Origin of the sequence: Dietzia sp. PP-33, assembly GCF_033790845.1 — a bacterium.
Lineage (GTDB): Bacteria > Actinomycetota > Actinomycetes > Mycobacteriales > Mycobacteriaceae > Dietzia.
In genome coordinates this window covers 14,958-32,614 of sequence record NZ_JAMYEI010000004.1, presented here as the reverse complement: position 1 = coordinate 32,614, position 17,657 = coordinate 14,958, and the positions used below count along the sequence as shown (strand labels likewise).

Genomic DNA, 17,657 nt, shown 5'->3' with positions numbered 1-17,657 from the left:
CCATGAGGGAGCACCAGCAGGTGGAGAGTACGTCGTCCCGTCCGGGCCCGTCCGGATCACTCCGCCGGACCGGTGGCCGCGCCGCCGTCGGCCTGGGTCTGCCCGACCCGTCCGCCCCGGGCCCGGCCGGCCTTCCGATCGACACCGAGCGCATCGGCCCGGTCGAGGAGTGTGGCGTCTTCGGAGTGTGGGCTCCCGGCGAGGACGTCGCCAAGCTCACCTACTACGGCCTGTACGCGCTACAGCACCGTGGCCAGGAGGCCGCCGGGATCGCGGTCGCGGACGGTGAGCAGGTCCTGGTCTACAAGGATCTCGGCCTGGTCAGTCAGGTCTTCGACGAGAAGACCCTCGAGTCGATGAGTGGTTACGTGGCCATCGGTCACTGCCGGTACTCCACGACGGGTGCCGCGTCCTGGGACAACGCCCAGCCCATGTTCCGGCCCACGCCCGGCGGCGGGTCCGTGGTGCTCGGTCACAACGGCAACCTGGTCAACACGCAGGAACTCAAGCGCTACGCCACCGGGATCGGCATCCGTGGGTACACCGAGCACAGCACCCATTCGGACTCGGACATCGTGTCCACCCTGCTGGCCCACGAGGCGGGGGACGGGGGACTGGAGGAGGCGGCGGCCCGGTTGCTCCCGCGTCTGCGCGGCGCCTACTGCCTCACGTTCTCCGACGAGAACACGCTCTACGCCGCCCGCGATCCACACGGGGTGCGCCCGCTCGCGCTCGGCCGGCTCGAGCGCGGATGGGTGGTCTCGTCCGAGACCTCGGCCCTGGACATCGTCGGTGCGTCCTTCGTCCGCGACGTCGAGCCCGGCGAGCTCATCGCGATCGACGCCGACGGCGTCCGCTCCCGCAGGTTCGCCGAGCCGACCCCCAAGGCCTGCGTCTTCGAGTACGTCTACCTGGCACGCCCCGACTCGGTGATCAACCAGCGCTCGGTCAACTCCACCCGCGTGGAGATCGGCCGCAAGCTGGCGGTGGAGCACCCCGCCGACGGCGACCTGGTGATCCCGGTGCCGGAGTCGGGGACCCCGGCGGCCGTCGGTTACGCCCAGGGCTCGGGTATCCCCTTCGCCCAGGGCCTGACCAAGAACGCCTATGTCGGGCGCACGTTCATCCAGCCCAGCCAGACCATCCGTCAGCTCGGCATCCGCCTCAAGCTCAACCCGTTGCGCGAGGTGATCCGCGGTCAGAAGCTCGTGGTGGTGGACGACTCGATCGTCCGCGGGAACACCCAGCGAGCCCTGATCAGGATGCTGCGCGAGGCGGGCGCCCTCGAGGTGCACGTCCGGATCGCGTCCCCGCCGGTGCGCTGGCCGTGCTTCTACGGAATCGACTTCGCCAGCCCCGCCGAACTGATCGCCAACGGCGTCGACGCGACGGACGGGATGCTCGAGGGGGTCCGCCGGGCGATCGGGGCGGACACCCTCGGTTACATCTCGGTGGACGGGATGATCGAGGCCACCGCGCAGCCCCGGGAGGATCTGTGTGCGGCCTGCTTCGACGGCCACTATCCCATCGCGCTCCCGGACGATTCGGCGATGAGCGCCGCCGTGCGGGCGCTCGCCGCCCAGGTCGACGGCGAGAACCCCGACCGTCACCTGGTCCTGCACGACAGCGCGGACGCAGTCCACCGACCCTGACCGGGCGCCCGGGACCGGGCGCCGATGAGGAGAACCGAAGATGACCGAGAACCACCACCACGCGCCCGGCGCCTCGTACGCCGCCGCCGGTGTCGACATCGACGCCGGTGAGCGTGCCGTCGAGCTCTTCGCCCCCCACGCCAAGCGGGCGACCCGGCCGGAGGTGATGGGTGGCCTCGGCGGTTTCGCCGGGCTGTTCTCCCTCAGGAACTCCTACCGGCAGCCGCTGCTCGCCTCGTCGACGGACGGTGTCGGGACCAAGATCGCGGTGGCGCAGGCCATGGACGTCCACAACACGGTCGGCATCGACCTGGTGGCGATGGTGGTGGACGACCTGGTGGTGTGCGGTGCCGAACCGCTGTTCCTCCAGGACTACATCGCGATCGGCAAGGTCGTGCCGGAGCACGTGGCTGGCATCGTCGAGGGCATCGCCGAGGGCTGCGTACGGGCGGGTTGCGCACTGCTGGGCGGGGAGACCGCCGAGCATCCCGGACTCATGGCACCGGGTGAGTACGACATCTCGGCAACGGGGGTCGGCATCGTCGAGGCCGACGAGGTCCTCAAGGCCGAGAACGTGCGCCCCGGCGACGTGATCGTGGGCATGGCGTCCTCGGGTCTGCACTCCAACGGCTACTCGCTGGCGCGCCACGTGCTGCTCGAGCTGGCCCGCCTCCCGTTGGAGGGTCATGTCGAGGAGTTCGGCCGGACCCTGGGTGAGGAGCTCCTCGAGCCCACCCGGATCTACGCTCTGGACTGCCTGAGCCTGATCGCCGAGACGGACGTCCGGGTGTTCAGCCACGTCACCGGTGGCGGGTTGGCCGAGAACCTTGCGCGGGTCATGCCGCGCGGGCTGGTGGCACGTCTCGACCGCGGTCGGTGGCCGGTGCCCGCGGTGTTCGGCACCATCGCCCACCACGGGCGGGTCGAGCAGGCCGAGATGGAGCGCACGTTCAACATGGGGCTCGGGATGGTCGCAGTGCTCCCGGCGGAGGACGCCGATCGCGCCCAGGCGGTCCTCACGGCCCGCCACGTGGACAACTGGGTGATCGGCCACGTCGACAAGGCCGGCGACGACGCGGCCGACGCCTCGCGAGTGGTGCTCGAGGGGTCGCACGCACGGTTCTGATCGGGGCGGTGCCCCCGCCGGCACCGCCCCGCCGCACACACGTGGGCCGGGCATCCTCGCTGGATGCCCGGCCCACGTGTGTGCGGCGGTCGGGGAGTGCGGTCAGAACCTGCTGTCGCCCTCGGACCATGACCCGTAGGGGTCGTCGTCCTCGTCCTCGTCGGTACTGGGCCGCTCGGTGCTGAGTCGCGTGGTGGGCGAGCCACCACCCGCCAACTCCGCTTGCAGACGTTCTAGGTCCGTCTGCGGAGTGTTGTACTTGAGCTCGCGAGCGACCTTGGTCTGCTTCGCCTTCGCGCGGCCTCGGCCCATTGACCTGACCCCCTCGGAAACGGTGCTGGGCCACCTCGGGGGTGCCCATCAATGTGAGTATCTGCCTAGCCACAGGATAGCGTGCCCGGCGCGGAATGTCCGCCCGGGTGTCGCGGGAGCCGCCCGGGGGGCCTATGCCTGGCCGCGGAGCCTGCGGATCGCCTCACGTCCGGCCTGTGGGCCGGAGTCGACCGGGACGGAATCGGGGTCGATCGCGGCGGAGACCCCGTCGACCTCGAGAACGGTGTCCGAGGCGATGGACCGCTTGAGCAGTGCGAGCGCCACGGGCCCGTACTCGTGGTGTTGGACGACTGTGCCCACGCGCCCCACGGTGCGTCCACCGGCGAGCACCTCCGCACCGGGGGACAGCATCTGGTCGCCGCCGGATCCGTCCAGGTGGAGTCGGACGAGGACCCGCGGGGACTTGCCGAGGTTGTGGACCCGGGAGACCGTCTCCTGGCCCCGGTAGCACCCCTTGTCCAGATGCACCGCGCCGCGTCGGGCGACCTCACCGATCCACGTGGGGATCTCGTGGGGGATCGTCTTCTCGTCGGTGTCCACGCCGAGGCGGGCACGCAGCGGGGTCGTCTCGACCGCGCGGAGGGCCTCGTACGCCCACGAACCGGCCGGGCGGGCGCCGGAGCGGACCAGCGCGTCGAACCAGTGGGTCAGCCCCGAGCGGGGGACGAGCAGGTCGACGGACCCCGCCATCGGCCACGGCATCCGGCGGGCGATCCCCCCTCCCGGCAGCGGGATGCTCGTGTAGTCGCCCACCGGCAACTCCACCGTGGTCCCGTCGGGGGCGGTGACGGTGGCGGGGAGTCCGGTGCCGGCGAGGGTGACGACGACGAGGTCGGCGGCCTCCGGTGTCGCATCGGCCCAGAAGACCATCCTGGTCAGGAACGCCAGTAGTCCCGCGCCCCGACCGGGTTCGGTGTCCAGGACGAGTGTGCCGTCGACGTCGGAGAGCACCACGTGGTGTTCCACCCGGCCGTTGGCGTCGAGGATCAGCGTCTCACCCCCGCTGCGGTCGGCGAGTGCGGCCACGTGCTGGGAGACGAACCCCTCGAGCCAGCTCAGGCGTTCGCCGCCACCGATGGTCAGCACGTCCCGGTGGGAGCGGTCTACCACGACCACGGAGGACGTGGCCGCGCGTTGCTCCCCCAGAGGGTCGCCGTAGTGGAACGGGACCCCGGCGTCGGGGCCCGGTCCGGTCGTGTCCACGGCACCTGGTCGGGTCAGGATCGGGCTGTGGTAGCCGCCGTCGATCCTGTCGGGCACAGCTGGGACGTTCACGATCGCGATCCTACGTGCGTCGTCGTAGTGTTGCCGACATGGGCACTGCAGGTGGAGCAGGATCGGGACGGCCGGCGGATCGGGAAGCTGACGCGCGGGTGGTCGTACTGGTCGCGGGTGGCCCGGACGGTCCGCGACCCCGGGTGCATCCCGCGGGGGAGCCTTTGCTGCTCGCCGACGACCTCGCGGCTGTCCGCGGTGACGGTTGCTTCGAGACCCTCCTGGTGGTGGGGGGTGAGCCGGCCAAGCCGGAGCGTCACCTCGCCCGGCTGTCGAGGTCGGCGTCGTCGCTCGGCCTCACCGGGCCCTCCGCCGAGCAGTGGAGGGCCGGGATCGACCTGGCCGCCCGGGAGTGGGGGCCGGGCTCCGAGGCCATGCTGCGTCTGGTGCTGTCCCGCGGCCCGGAGCGCGGGGGACAGGAGACGGCCTACATCACCGTCGCCCCCGTCGGGCCGCACGCGGTGCGCGCCAGGACGGAGGGGATCGCCGTCACCGTGCTCGACAGGGGGTTCCCGGCGGACTTCGCGGCCACGGCACCCTGGATGTTGTTGGGGTCCAAGACGCTGTCCTATGCGGCCAACATGGCCGCCCTGCGCCACGCGGCCGCCAACGGGTTCGACGACGTGGTCTACCTGTCGTCCGAGGGAGAGGTCCTCGAGGGGCCGCGGTCCACGATCGTCACCGCGCGCTCCGGTGAGCTGGTGAGCCCCCCCGTCGAGGCGGGGATCCTGGAGGGCACCACCCTCGGTGCTCTCACCGAGGTCGCGCAGGCGGAGGGCGTCCCGGTGCACCGTGAACGGTTGCTGGTGACCGATCTACTGACCGCAGACGCCGTCTGGCTGCTCTCCTCGGTCACCCTGGCCGCGAGGGTCCACCGGATCGACGACGTCGGTCTCGCGTCGGCCGATCCGGGGATCGACGTGGCGGGGATGGTCGACCGGGCGGTGGGGCGGGCCTGAGGCCGGGGATCCCGTCTTCGATCGGGCCCCGTGCCCCCGGAAGGGGCCACCGCCGTACCCGGCCACGTGGCGAAGCACGCTCGGGGTTCCGGCAAATTCTGCTCATCTTCCCTGGTAGTGGGTGTCCGACGACACACCGCGCCACGTTGAGTGCCCTTACCCCGGGGAGTACCGTCCTGCGTGTGGCCGTCCGATCTGACCGTGGCGGCATTCGTGGCAGGAGCGCGGGTTTATGGACGTCCTCGACATATCGCGGTGGCAGTTCGGGATCACCACCGTCTATCACTTCATCTTCGTCCCACTGACGATCGGCCTGGCGCCGATGGTGGCGATCATGCAGACGATGTGGGTCGCCACCGGCAAGACCGGCTGGTATCGGGCCACCAAGTTCTTCGGCAAGCTCTTCCTCATCAACTTCGCGCTCGGCATCGTCACGGGCATCGTGCAGGAGTTCCAGTTCGGGATGAACTGGTCCGAATACTCCCGGTTCGTCGGAGACGTCTTCGGCGCGCCGCTGGCCCTCGAGGGCCTGGTGGCCTTCTTCCTCGAATCGACCTTCCTCGGCCTCTGGATCTTCGGGTGGGGGCGGTTGCCCAAGGCGATCCACCTCGCGGCCATCTGGATGGCCGCGATCGGCGTCAACCTGTCGGCGTACTTCATCATCGCCGCGAACTCGTTCATGCAGCACCCCGTGGGCGCGGTCTACAACCCGGAGACCGGGCGTGCCGAACTCACCAGTATCTGGGCCCTCCTCACCAACTCGACGGCGCTCGCCGCGGTACCCCACACCATCGCGGGCGCCTTCCTGACCGCCGGGACCTTCGTCGCCGGCATCGGGCTGTGGTGGATGGTCCGGGCCTCGCGGCAGCATGTCGACCTCGTGGTCGGTGGCGAGACCGAGGCGGCGGCGGAGAAGGAGAACCAGGCCCGCGAGATCTTCCGGCCGGTCACCAGGCTCGCACTGTGGGTGATGATCGTCTCCGGTGCCGCGCTCATCGTCACCGGGGACATCCAGGGCAAGCTGATGTTCGAACAGCAGCCCATGAAGATGGCGGCCGCCGAATCGCTGTGCCACACCGAGACGGATCCCGAGTTCTCCGTCTTGACGGTGGGCACGCACAACAACTGCGACTCGGCCATCCACCTCATCGAGGTCCCGTACGTCCTGCCGTACCTGGCGGAGGGGCAGTTCTCGGGAGTCGAACTCCAGGGCGTCCAGGATCTCCAGGCCCAGTACGAGGAGCAGTTCGGGCCCGGCAACTACGCGCCCAACCTCTTCGTCACCTACTGGAGTTTCCGGGCCATGATCGGACTCGGGGTGGGCTCCGCCCTGCTGGCGGTGGTCGGCCTGTGGGTCACCCGCCGCTCGGCGCCCATCCCGCACCAGCGCTGGCTCGGCGTCCTCGGCATCGCCGCGATCCCGTTCCCGTTCCTCGCCAACTCGGCCGGCTGGGTGTTCACCGAGTTGGGACGTCAACCCTGGGTCGTCCACCCCAACCCCGTCGGTGACCCGATGATCAGTCTCCTGGTGAGCCAGGGGGTGTCCGACCACCCAGCGTGGCTCGTACTGACCTCACTGATCGGGTTCACGATCGTCTACGGCGGCCTGGCCGTCGTGTGGTTCGTCCTCATCCGCAGGTACACGGTCGAGGGGCCGCTCGAGCACGACGCCGAGCCCCACCTCGGGCCCCCCGGCGACGACGACGCCGACCGACCGCTGTCCTTCGCGTACTGACCGGGAGAGAGATCATGGGTCTTCAAGAACTCTGGTTCATCCTCATCGCCGTGCTCTTCCTCGGCTACTTCGTCCTGGAAGGGTTCGACTTCGGCGTGGGAATCCTCATGCCGGTCCTCGGTCGAGGCCCCGACACCCCGGAGCGGGACACCCGCCGCCGGGCGGTGCTCAACACGATCGGCCCGGTGTGGGACGGCAACGAGGTCTGGCTGCTGGTGGCAGGAGGCGCGATGTTCGCCGCCTTCCCGGAGTGGTACGCGACCCTGTTCTCCGGCTTCTACCTGCCGCTGTTCCTCATCCTGATCGCACTGATCTTCCGGGCCGTCGCGATCGAGTTCCGGGGCAAGATCGACGACGTCACGTGGCGGCGCCGGTGGGACATCGCGATCGTCGCCGGCTCGGTGGTGCCGGCGTTCCTGTGGGGCGTCGCGTTCGCCAACATCGTCCGGGGTGTCGCCATCGACGCGGACAAGCAGGTCACCAGCACCCTTTTCGACCTGCTCAACCCGTTCGCCCTGCTCGGCGGTCTGCTCACCCTGACGGTGTTCACCCTCCACGGGGCGGTGTTCCTCGCCCTCAAGACCTCCGGAGTGCTCCGTACCGAGGCGGTCCGGATAGCCCGGATCCTGGCGCCGTCAGTGTTGGGGATCGGCGGGGTCTTCGCGCTCTGGACGCAGCTGGCCCACGGCCACCTGTGGACCTGGGGCGCGGTCATCGTGGCCGCGGCCGCACTGATCGGCGTCGTCGCCGCGGTCCACGCGGATAGGGAGGGCTGGGCCTTCGCCGGGACGACGCTGGCCATAGCCGCGGTCGTCGTGCTCCTGTTCGGGTCGCTGTTCCCGAACGTCATGCCCACCACGCTGACGGACGGTGTCGGGCTCACCATCGAGAACGCGTCGAGTTCGCACTACACCCTCATCGTCATGACCTGGGCCGCAGCCTTCCTCACCCCGGTGGTCATGGTGTACCAGGGCTGGACGTACTGGGTGTTCCGCAAGCGGATCTCGGTCGACCAGATCCCGCCATCAATCGGCCTCCGGCCCGCGCGGACCGGGAGGAGCTGACCCCGAGGTGGCAACTCCCCTCGACCCACGGCTCGTGCGCGAGTCCCGACAGGTGCGCCGCCACCTCGCGGTCTCGGTCGCCCTCGCGGCGGTCACGGCGGCGGCGACCGCGGCCTTCGCGGTCCTGCTCGCCCGCGTACTCGCCGGGGTCATCACCGACCCCTCGGCGCGGACGCTCGGCGCGTGGTCCGCGGAACTGGCCTCGCTGGCGGTGGCGGTGGTGGTCCGGGTCGCAGCGACATGGGCGCAACAGCGACTGGCGCGTGCTGCCGCCGGCGACGTGGTCGACGACCTCCGCGCCCGCGTCGCCCGGGCGGTGGCGGGGTGGGATCCGATCGATCGTCGGCACCGAGCCGCTGAACTCCACTCCGTCCTCACCACCGGCCTGGCGGGCCTGGTGCCCTATCTCGCCGGCTACGTCCCCGCCCTGGCGACCGCGGTCGTCGTCACCCCGGCCCTGGTCGTGGTCGTGGCGTTCGTCGATCCGCTGTCCGCTGTGGTCATCGCGGTGACACTCCCTCTCATACCCGTCTTCATGATCCTCGTGGGGACCCTCACGCGGTCACGCACCGAGCGACAGTTGGAGACCATGTCGCGGCTGTCCGCCCGGGTGCTCGACCTCATCGCGGGGCTGCCCACGCTCGTCGCCCTCGGGCGGGAGCGCGGGCCGGAGGTCCAGGTCGCCGCGGCCGCACGGGCACATCGGCGTGCCACCATGGGTGCGCTGAGGATCGCGTTCCTGTCCTCGATGGTTCTCGAGCTCCTCGCCACCCTGTGCGTCGCGCTGGTGGCGGTGGGGATCGGGCTGCGCCTGGTGGTGGGTGACATGGAGCTCGCCGCCGGGATTGCGGCTCTGGTGCTGGCGCCAGAGGTGTACCAGCCACTCCGCACGGTGGGCGCCAGGTTCCACGAGTCCTCCGACGGTGCCCTCGCCGCGGACCGGGCCTTCGGGATCCTGCACAGTGGCCCGGGAGAGAAGCCCGGTGAGCGGTCCGACCGCAGCGGGGGCGCCGGGTGCTCGGGCCGCATCCCCGACGGTCCGGTCCGCATCGAGGTCCGGGGCCTCGCGGTGCGGGGTCGCGACGGGATGCGGCCCGACGGACTGGACCTGGTGGCCGAACCGGGTCGCCTGACCGTCCTGACCGGGCCCAACGGATCGGGCAAGTCCACGGCGGTACTGGCGCTGCTGGGGCTTCTGGCGCCGACGCGGTTCGAGGCGGACCGGATCCGGATCGGGGGGATCGACCTCGGGCGGGTGGACCGCGAGGCCTGGTGGACACGGGTCGCGTGGCAGCCGCAGCGTCCGACTCTCGTGTCGGGCACCCTGCGCGAGAACGTCGAGCTCTTCGGCACCGATCCGGGGCGGCTCGACGCGGCGGCTCGGCAGGCCGGTTTCGACCGGGTGCTCGCCGACCGGGAGGCGGGGTGGGACGACCCCGTGGGGCATGCGGGTCGGGGGCTCTCCGCAGGGGAGGCGCACAGACTCGCGCTCACCAGGCTGTTCGCCTCGGATGCCGATGTCCTCGTCTCCGACGAGCCCACCGCGCACCTGGACGGGGAGACGGCCGGCCGTGTCGCCGACGCCCTCCGCGAACGAGCGCGGTCGGGCGACACCGTACTGGTCGTCACCCACGACCCGGTGGTCCTCGCTGCCGCCGACGTCGTGGTGAGGCTCACCGCGGCGGGCACGCCCGACGTCCGGGCGGAGGTGGCCCGGTGAGCGATCTACGCTACGTCCTCGACCTGCTGGAGCTGGACCGACTCCGCGCGCTGCGTGCCGTGCTGATCGCCGTCCTGACCCTCGCCATAGCGGCCTCGCTCGCCGCGATCTCCGCGTGGCTCATCACCCGGGCCTGGGAACAGCCCCCGGTACTGGACCTCACCGTCGCCGTCGTCGCGGTCCGGGCGCTCGGCATCAGTCGAGGCGTCTCCAGATATCTGGACCGACTCGCGTCCCACGACGTCGCCCTTCGTGGCGCCGCCCGTGCGCGGGAGCGACTCTACCGGCGCCTTGCCGAGGGTGCCGCCACCCCGGCCCTGCGGACCGGGGACGTACTCCTGCGCTCGGGCCGCGATCTGGACCTGGTCGCGGACACGGTCGTCCGCGTCCTCATCCCGGCGGCGGTGGCGATGATCCTGTCGGTGGGGTCGGTCGTCGCCCTCGCGCTGCTGTCTCCCGCGGTGGCGGTAGTCATGGGCGTCTGCGTCGTCCTCGTCGGAGCGGTCGCGCCCGCCCTGGCCGCGCGGGCCGCGCTGGACGCCGAGCGGACGATCGCGGCGTCCATCTCCGACCAGGCCGCGACAGTCGTCCTCGTCGTGGACCACGCGGAGGAACTCGCCGTGGGAGGTCGGCTCGGGACGGCGATCCGATCGATCTCGGACGCCGGGGCCCGCCGCCGGAGCGCGGAACGACGGTCGGACGCCGCCTCCGCCCGAGCGGTGGCCGCCGTACCCGCGGGGACGCTCATCACCGCGCTGGCCGCTCTCGTCGTCGGCGTTGTGGTCTACGGCGGCGACGCGGGAAACGGGCCGACCTGGATCGGGATCCTCGTCCTGTTCCCGCTCGCGGCGTTCGAGGCCCTCGCGGCTCTCCCCGCCGCCGCCGAGCACCTCGCGAGGGCGGTTCCCGCGGCCGAACGTGTCCGGGGCATGGTCGACGAGTCGCGGAGTGGCCGGGGGGTCGCGACGGCCGGCAGGGCCGACTCCGATTCCGATTCCGAGGCGATCGCCGGATCCTCCACGGCCGGCGGCGACGCGCTCCTCGTGGCGACGGCGCTGACCTGGGGCCACGACGACCGGGAGCTGTCATCGGAGCGGCTGGAGCTGTTCCTGCGCCCCGGCGACCGGGTGGTGGTCCGTGGCCCGTCGGGGTCGGGCAAGAGCACGCTGGCGCGGGTCCTGGCGGGGCTGGAGGCGCCGCTCTCCGGACGGGTGCTGGCGTCGGGCGGGGACCTCGCCCACCTCGACCGGCCGAGCTGCCGCGAGAGGGTGATCTATTTGGCCGAGGACGCCAGGTTGTTCGCCACCACACTCCGGGACGACCTGCTCGTGGCCCGCGGCGACGCGACCGATGGCGAACTCCTACGGGTGCTCCGGGAGGTCGGGCTGGGTGGGTGGGTCGCCGCCCTGCCGGACGGTCTGGACACCGTGCTGGAGGGCGGGGACGACGCGGTCTCCGGCGGGCAGCGGCGGCGAATCCTGCTCGCCCGGGCCCTCCTGGTCTCCGCACCGGTCGTGATCCTCGACGAACCGACCGAGAATCTCGCGGTCGTCGACGCTGGCGCGCTCTTGAGTCGGATCTGCGACAGCGGGCCGGACGGACTGTTCGGACCGGAGCGTGCCGTCGTCGTCGTCACCCACGACCGGGCGACCCGGGTGACGACGACGAAGGAGATCGAACTCTAGGGGTCGCCTCAGCCCGCGACGCGGCGCAGGCGCGCGGACATGTGGGGGACCAGACCCTTGTCCGGGTCGACGCGCTCCTCGACCCAGCCCAGGTCGCCGCCCTCGACGATCCCGTAGATGCGTTTGGCGCCGCGGTGCTCCGGGCCGGTGGGAGAGGCGAGCACGACGTCGGTCGCCATCTCCCACGCGGACTGGGTGATCGGCGCGCCGTAGTACATCTCGATGACCCCGGAGGCGTGCGCTACGAGGAACTCGAGCTGGTCGTCCTCGGAGATCCGCCAGAAGCCCGCCTCCCGGTAGGCCGCGTCGTCCACGGCGCCTCCGGAATCGAAGGTCCAGGCGCGGGAACTCCAGCTCAGGTAGTTCTCGCCGTCGTGTGACACCACGATCTGCTGGCCGAAGCGGTGTTCACCCCGGTCCCCCGTGTCGGCCTCGCCCTCGCCCTCCCAGACGCCAACCAAGGGTAGGAGTGCGAGCAGACCCGGGTGCAGATCCGGGCCGAAGCGGAGGTTGGCCGTGTCCTCGGGGATCGGGAGCTCCGCGAATGCCGGGATGTTGCGGCGCGCGGTCGTCTCGGACCGGGCGGCCGCGGCATCGACCGCGGCGTTCGCGGATCCGCGCACGACAGACGAACCGTCTCCCCCCTCGGGGGTGGACGGCGTGGGGTCGACGGGACCGGTGGGATCGCTGTCCGTCACGACTCGTCAGTGACCGTTCGGTACACGATGTAGCACGTGGCCCACAGGATGGCCAGCGTGCAGAGGACGAGGAGGATCTCGAAGAAGAGCACCATGGCCCAATCCTAACCCCGAGGGCCTCGGCCGAGTGAGATGCGGGCGTCGATCGAGTGGATGAGGCAGTCCTCGGCGGGCACGAGGAAGTCCTCGCTCACCCGCGCCCGGAGCCCCACCACGGTCACCAGGGTGAACTCCGCGCGCACCACGCCCTCCCGGCCCGGAGGGTCGACGGTGACCACGATGTCGCGCACCTCCCGGATGGTGGCGTACTGGAGGTGCAGGTGCAGGTCCCACTTGAGGTGGTCGGCGCCGAACCCCGTCCTGAGCCCGTTCTCCGTGCGCACGCAGTCCGGCGCGAACGGCACACGGAACGCGGCCGCGGGCACGGTGAGGGCGGTGAGGTACACGCGCGCCGCGGCCTCGCGTTCCTCGGGCGAGTACGGGCCGGGATGGTCCGGGATCTGGGGCGTCGCGCCACGCCGTTGGTCGATGCCGACGATGACGACCGAGGCCACGGAGGCACCGACGGCGACGATGGAGGCGCGACCGGCCAGGCCGAGCGCTCGGGAGATGAGTGACATGGTTCCGAGATTAGCGAGTGGACCGCCCGCGCGGGTGAGCTCCCGGCTCGCGGGACCCGGCTCAGCCCACGCGATTCCCCTCTCGCGGCTCACCTCTCGCGGCTCACCTCTCGACGGGCACCCCGATGAGCGAGCCGTACTCCACCCAGCTGCCGTCGTAGTTGACCACGTCGGGTTGCTCGAGGAGTTCGTGGAGGACGAACCAGGTGTGGCTCGACCGTTCACCGATCCGGCAGTAGGTCACCACCCGGCGGTCCGACCCGCCGAGGAAGTCGGCATAGATCTGCCGGAGTTCGTGGTCGGGGCGGAAGGTCCCGTCTCGGGTCACCGCGCGGTTCCACGGGATGCTCACGGCCCCCGGGATGTGTCCCCGTTGGCGTCCGCCCTCCTGGGGCAACCCGGCCGGCGCCGTGAGTCTGCCGGTGTACTCGTCCACGGAGCGCACGTCCACCAGCGCGTCACGGCCCAATCCGTCGAGGACGTCATCGCGGAACGCGCGGATGGACAGGTCCTGGGGGTCGGCCGCGTACGCGGTGACCGGCCGGTCGGGTGTCCCGGACTCCAGGGGCAGGCCGTCGCGCTCCCAGCGCATCCGGCCCCCGTCGAGCAGGCGCACATCGGCGTGACCGTAGAGACGCAGGTACCAATAGGCGTAGGCCGCGAACCAGTTGTGGTTCCCGCCGTACACCACGACCGTGTGCTCACGGGTGATGCCGCGTTCGGCCATGAGCTCGCCGAACTTCTCGCGGCCCACGAGATCGCGCATGTACTCCTCCTGGAGCTCGGTGCGCCAGTTCAGCGCGACGGCTCCGGGGATGTGCCCGTCGGTGTGGTAGGCCGCCACGTCCTCGTCGACCTCGAGGAAGACCACCGAGTCGTCGGCCAGGCGCGATTCGGCCCAGCGGGTGCTGACCAGTACGTCGTCGCGACTCATGTCGGGCAGTCTAGTGGGCCGGCCTAGTGGGCCGGCCGGGCCAGGTCGCCGAGCGGCGCGGTGCCCGGCCGGCCGGTACCCCCGACGGTGAGCGTCCCGCCCCGCACGGTGAGGGTCTCCACGGCGAGACCGAGGGGTAGGACGTCCGGGGGGAGCGTGAGGGCGGTCCGGCGCAGCGCGAGTGCGGGATCCTGGTCCGGCACGCCGCCAGGGCCCGTCGCGGCCGACACCGGGACGAGGTGCGCGCCACGGTCGTCGACGACCAGGTCGACGACCGCCGAGACACGGGTGTCGGTGCCCTCGAGGGTCCCGGTGACACGGGCCCGGCGTTCGACCCCGCCAGCCAGGCTCGGATCGTCGGCCGCGCCGACCAGGACGTCCCGCATCCCGAGAGCGGGTCCGAGTGCATCGCCGGTGATCTGGACGGCGATCGCGACCGACTCCGCCGTCATGTCGACGGATCGGTCGCCGGGGACGCGGAGATCGGTCGCCACCGCGTCGACGGTCACCGGAGCGAGGCCGGGACGGGCGACCCTCTCCGCGCGGATCGAGGCCGAGGAGAGGGTCTCTGGGCCCGACCATCGCGAGGTCGGGCCCCCGCCGATCATCACCGTCGGAGCCGGGACTCCCGGTGTGGCAGGTCGGATCCGGGTGGACACGTCCGCTTCCACCACGGAGGCCCTGACGGCGTCCACGGTGAAGGCGCCGCCCACCACGACGGCCAGGGTGGCGGTCGCCACCGCGATGCTGCGACGGGGTCTCATGGGGTTCAGGTCTACTCCGATCGCCGGGGCCGGGGTGCGGGTCGCTAGTATCGTCTGGGCGCTGAACACGAGGAGGAAGCGACACATGGACGTAGTGCTCCTCACGACGGAAGCGGACCCCGAGGCGGTCGTACCCGCACTGTCTCTCCTGCCCCACTCGGTCAGGCTGCTGCCGGCACTGGCATCGTCGGTGGGGGAGCTGTCGGGGGCGGCACTCGCCCTGGTCGACGCACGTAGTGATCTCGCGGCATCCCGCGCGCTCTGCCGACTGCTCTCGGGGAGTGTGGACATCTCGGTCATCGCGGTGGTCTCCGAGGGTGGGTTGATCGCGGTGAGCGGTGACTGGGGGCTCGACGACATCATCCTGCCGACCACGGGTCCCGCCGAGGTCGACGCCCGCTTCAGGTTGTCCGCCGCCCGCCACTCGGCGCAGGGGGAATCCGACGGCGGGCTGCTCACCGTCGGTGAACTCGTGATCGACGAGGAGACCTACGTGGCCCGCGTCAAGGGTCGCCCCCTCGACCTGACCTACAAGGAGTTCGAACTCCTCAAACACCTGTGCCAGCACCCCGGGCGCGTCTTCTCGCGCGCTCAGCTCCTCCAGGAGGTCTGGGGTTACGACTTCTTCGGCGGTACCCGGACGGTCGACGTCCACGTCCGCCGCCTCCGGGCGAAACTGGGTCCGGATCACGAGTCCCTCATCGGCACGGTCCGTAACGTCGGCTACAAAGCGGTCCGCCCGACCGACCGCAGGGAGGACGGAGGGGACGCATGACCGTCGTCGAGCTCGCCGTGGACGAGGCGACAGCCGCGCGGATCGACATGATCGCCCGGGACGCCGAGGAGGCGGACGGCGTGGCCCCGCTGGGTGAACAACCGCTCCGGGCTCTCCGCGAGGGCGCGGGTGAGGGCGTCCGTCATCTGCTGGTCCGGACCGGCGAGGACGACGAGGGCGGGATCGCCGGGTACGCCCAGCTGGTCGGGGCCGGAGCGGAGGCGACCGCCGAGCTGGTCGTCGCCCCCGATCACCGTCGACGCGGAGTGGGAGCGGAGCTGCTCCGCGCGGTGTTCGAGCGGGAGCCCGCCGCAGCGGTGTGGGCACACGGCGACCTGTCGTCGGCACGTGCGCTCGCCGGGGCGGAAGGACTCGTCCGCACCCGCGAGCTGCTGAAGATGCGCCGGCGTTCCTCCGCCGGTCCCGAGCTGCCGGAGGCGCGGCCACCGGAGGGGATCGAGACCGGCACACTCGCCGAGGCGGCCTCCGAGGGTGGTGCGCGGTGGCCCGGGATGGACGCCAGGTCGGAGTTCCTGCGTGTCAACAACGCGGCGTTCTCGTGGCACCCCGAACAGGGAGGGTGGACCCGGGACCAGCTCGACGAACGGCTGGCGGTCGACTGGGTGGACACCGGAGCGGTCTTCCTCGCCGTCGACACCGGAGACCCCGGCGCCGGCGCGCCGCGGCTCGCGGGGTTCCACTGGACCAAGACGGTCGCAGAGCCCGGTACGCCTGTGGAGGGCGAGGTCTACGTGGTGGCCGTCGACCCGGTCGACCAGGGGCGTGGGCTGGGAGGGTTGCTCACCGCGCTGGGCGTGGCCCACCTCGAGGGTCCTGCGGCGGCCGAGTCGGTCGTCCTCTACGTCGAGGGCGACAACACGGCTGCGATCCGGACCTACGAGAAGCTGGGTTTCGCCATCGAGCACCGCGATGTGACGTACGCCTCGGGGTGAAATGCCTGTTCAGCCGCCCCGATGTCCGCGTATCGACCCAGGTGGGGGCACTGCTCGAGACTCAGGTGAGTGATCTTTTCGTGACGCATCCACTGAGTTCATCTCTCGTTCATCTCTACCGGCGAGACCGTTCATATCCAACCCTTAGGTTCTGTCCTCGTCGGGCCGGGATACGGCCCGCCTTTGCAATGCAGTCGTCAGAGACCTGCCCGGTGGGACTCCCACCGGACGAAACAAGGAGATTCAGTGGACCTCAAGCGCACCGGAGCCCTGCTCGGCCTCGCCGCCCTCACGACGGTCGGCCTCGCCGCCTGTTCGGACGACAACACGGGCAGCGGTGACACCGCGGCGCAGAGTGTCTCCGACGCTGAATGCGGTGGCAAGGAGACCCTGACCGCGTCGGGGTCGTCCGCGCAGAACAACGCCATGACGATCTTCGCCAACTCCTACGCCATGAGCTGCGAGGGACAGACCCTGAACTACAACTCCAACGGTTCCGGCGCCGGCGTGAGCGAGTTCACCGGTGGAATCACGGACTTCGGTGGATCCGATTCGCCGCTGGAGGACGCCGACTACACGGCTGCCGAGGAGCGGTGTGGTTCCGAGGCGTGGAACATCCCCGCCGTCTTCGGCCCGATCGCGGTGGCCTACAACCTCGACGGCGTCGACCTCAAGCTCTCCGGCCCCACCCTCGCCAGGATCTTCAACGGCGAGATCACGAAGTGGAACGACCCGGCCATCGCCGAGGAGAACGAGGGCACGGACCTCCCGGACGAGGACATCACCGTGATCTTCCGGTCGGACGAGTCCGGTACGACCGACAACTTCCAGAAGTACCTCGACGCGGCGTCGGAAGGTGCATGGACGCAGGGGGCCGGCAAGACCTTCAACGGCGGTGTCGGTGAGGGCTCCCGTGGGAACGAGGGGGTTTCGGCGGCCATCGGCCAGACCCCGGGCACCATCACGTACACCGAGTGGTCCTACGCGAAGAACCAGGACCTCTCGATGGTCAACGTCATCACCCCGTCGGACCCGGAGGGCGTGGAGCTCACCGCCGAGACGGCGGGTACGACCATCGACTCGGCGAGCCTCCAGAACGAGGGCACCAACGACCTCGTCATCGACACCTCGTCCTTCTACGTCCCCGGGTCGCCCGGCGCGTACCCGATCATCCTTCCCACCTACGAGCTCGTCTGCTCGGAGTACGAGGATCCCGAGACGGCCGAGGCGGTCAAGTCGTTCCTCAACGTCGCCGTCTCGGAAGAGGTCCAGGGGCAGCTGGAGGGCGAGGGCTACATCCCCGTCCCGGACGAGTTCCGCAACAAGCTCCTCACCGCCATCGACGCCATCAGCTGAGACGCCGT

16 protein-coding genes are annotated in these 17,657 nt (G+C 70.8%); 10 read left to right on the top strand and 6 right to left on the bottom strand.

All coding sequences use genetic code 11. The annotated features are described in order from the left end of the window. Positions 1–2 precede the first annotated feature (2 nt). On the top strand, positions 3–1,652 hold the full coding sequence (purF, locus tag NJE57_RS08260) for an amidophosphoribosyltransferase (RefSeq protein ID WP_319027920.1): 1,650 nt from the start codon (positions 3–5) through the stop codon (positions 1,650–1,652). Positions 1,653–1,692: 40 nt separating this feature from the next. Then, positions 1,693–2,778: a phosphoribosylformylglycinamidine cyclo-ligase gene (gene purM / locus NJE57_RS08255; protein WP_319027919.1), complete on the top strand. Its 1,086-nt coding sequence runs from the start codon at positions 1,693–1,695 to the stop codon at positions 2,776–2,778. A 102-nt stretch (positions 2,779–2,880) separates the two neighbouring features. On the opposite strand, the gene NJE57_RS08250 is transcribed toward purM, so the two are convergent. Both NJE57_RS08250 and NJE57_RS08245 read right to left on the bottom strand, forming a co-directional pair. Then, the gene (locus NJE57_RS08250; RefSeq protein ID WP_319027918.1) at positions 2,881–3,090 is read right to left on the bottom strand and encodes a DUF3073 domain-containing protein; all 210 of its coding nucleotides are present in this window, start codon (positions 3,088–3,090) and stop codon (positions 2,881–2,883) included. Between the two features lie 132 nt (positions 3,091–3,222). Beyond that, on the bottom strand, positions 3,223–4,386 hold the full coding sequence (locus NJE57_RS08245; protein ID WP_319027917.1) for a folate-binding protein: 1,164 nt from the start codon (positions 4,384–4,386) through the stop codon (positions 3,223–3,225). Positions 4,387–4,424: 38 nt separating this feature from the next. Between NJE57_RS08245 and NJE57_RS08240 the strand changes: the two genes are divergently transcribed. The 5 genes from NJE57_RS08240 (at position 4,425) to cydC (ending at position 11,549) form a co-directional block, all read left to right on the top strand. Further along, the gene (locus NJE57_RS08240) at positions 4,425–5,345 is read left to right on the top strand and encodes an aminodeoxychorismate lyase (protein ID WP_319027916.1); all 921 of its coding nucleotides are present in this window, start codon (positions 4,425–4,427) and stop codon (positions 5,343–5,345) included. 232 nt (positions 5,346–5,577) lie between these two features. Continuing rightward, positions 5,578–7,080: a cytochrome ubiquinol oxidase subunit I gene (locus NJE57_RS08235; protein ID WP_319027915.1), complete on the top strand. Its 1,503-nt coding sequence runs from the start codon at positions 5,578–5,580 to the stop codon at positions 7,078–7,080. Positions 7,081–7,094: 14 nt separating this feature from the next. Beyond that, positions 7,095–8,144, top strand: a complete 1,050-nt coding sequence (cydB, locus tag NJE57_RS08230) for a cytochrome d ubiquinol oxidase subunit II (RefSeq protein ID WP_319027914.1) — start codon at positions 7,095–7,097, stop codon at positions 8,142–8,144. Between the two features lie 7 nt (positions 8,145–8,151). Next, complete coding sequence (gene cydD, locus NJE57_RS08225; RefSeq protein ID WP_319027913.1) at positions 8,152–9,864, top strand: thiol reductant ABC exporter subunit CydD; 1,713 nt, start codon at positions 8,152–8,154, stop codon at positions 9,862–9,864. Next, positions 9,861–11,549, top strand: coding sequence for a thiol reductant ABC exporter subunit CydC (gene cydC / locus NJE57_RS08220; RefSeq protein ID WP_319027912.1), 1,689 nt, complete (start codon positions 9,861–9,863; stop codon positions 11,547–11,549). Before cydD ends, cydC begins: the two co-directional genes overlap by 4 nt. An 8-nt stretch (positions 11,550–11,557) precedes the next feature. On the opposite strand, the gene NJE57_RS08215 is transcribed toward cydC, so the two are convergent. From NJE57_RS08215 to NJE57_RS08200, 4 genes are all read right to left on the bottom strand, one after another. Then, positions 11,558–12,247 carry an FABP family protein gene (locus NJE57_RS08215; RefSeq protein WP_413464385.1) on the bottom strand — a complete coding sequence of 230 codons (690 nt, stop codon included), beginning with the start codon at positions 12,245–12,247 and terminating at the stop codon, positions 11,558–11,560. A gap of 104 nt (positions 12,248–12,351) precedes the next feature. Next, positions 12,352–12,867: a hypothetical protein gene (locus NJE57_RS08210; protein ID WP_319027911.1), complete on the bottom strand. Its 516-nt coding sequence runs from the start codon at positions 12,865–12,867 to the stop codon at positions 12,352–12,354. A gap of 103 nt (positions 12,868–12,970) precedes the next feature. Further along, complete coding sequence (locus NJE57_RS08205; RefSeq protein WP_319027910.1) at positions 12,971–13,801, bottom strand: sulfurtransferase; 831 nt, start codon at positions 13,799–13,801, stop codon at positions 12,971–12,973. A 23-nt stretch (positions 13,802–13,824) separates the two neighbouring features. Beyond that, on the bottom strand, positions 13,825–14,565 hold the full coding sequence (locus NJE57_RS08200; protein ID WP_319027909.1) for a DUF2993 domain-containing protein: 741 nt from the start codon (positions 14,563–14,565) through the stop codon (positions 13,825–13,827). A gap of 85 nt (positions 14,566–14,650) precedes the next feature. On the opposite strand from NJE57_RS08200, the gene NJE57_RS08195 reads away from it, so the two are divergent. From NJE57_RS08195 to pstS, 3 genes are all read left to right on the top strand, one after another. Continuing rightward, positions 14,651–15,340 carry a response regulator transcription factor gene (locus NJE57_RS08195; RefSeq protein WP_319027908.1) on the top strand — a complete coding sequence of 230 codons (690 nt, stop codon included), beginning with the start codon at positions 14,651–14,653 and terminating at the stop codon, positions 15,338–15,340. Continuing rightward, on the top strand, positions 15,337–16,293 hold the full coding sequence (gene mshD, locus NJE57_RS08190) for a mycothiol synthase (protein WP_319027907.1): 957 nt from the start codon (positions 15,337–15,339) through the stop codon (positions 16,291–16,293). Before NJE57_RS08195 ends, mshD begins: the two co-directional genes overlap by 4 nt. Before the next feature lie 246 nt (positions 16,294–16,539). Continuing rightward, positions 16,540–17,649, top strand: coding sequence for a phosphate ABC transporter substrate-binding protein PstS (pstS, locus tag NJE57_RS08185; RefSeq protein WP_319027906.1), 1,110 nt, complete (start codon positions 16,540–16,542; stop codon positions 17,647–17,649). Positions 17,650–17,657: the final 8 nt, after the last annotated feature.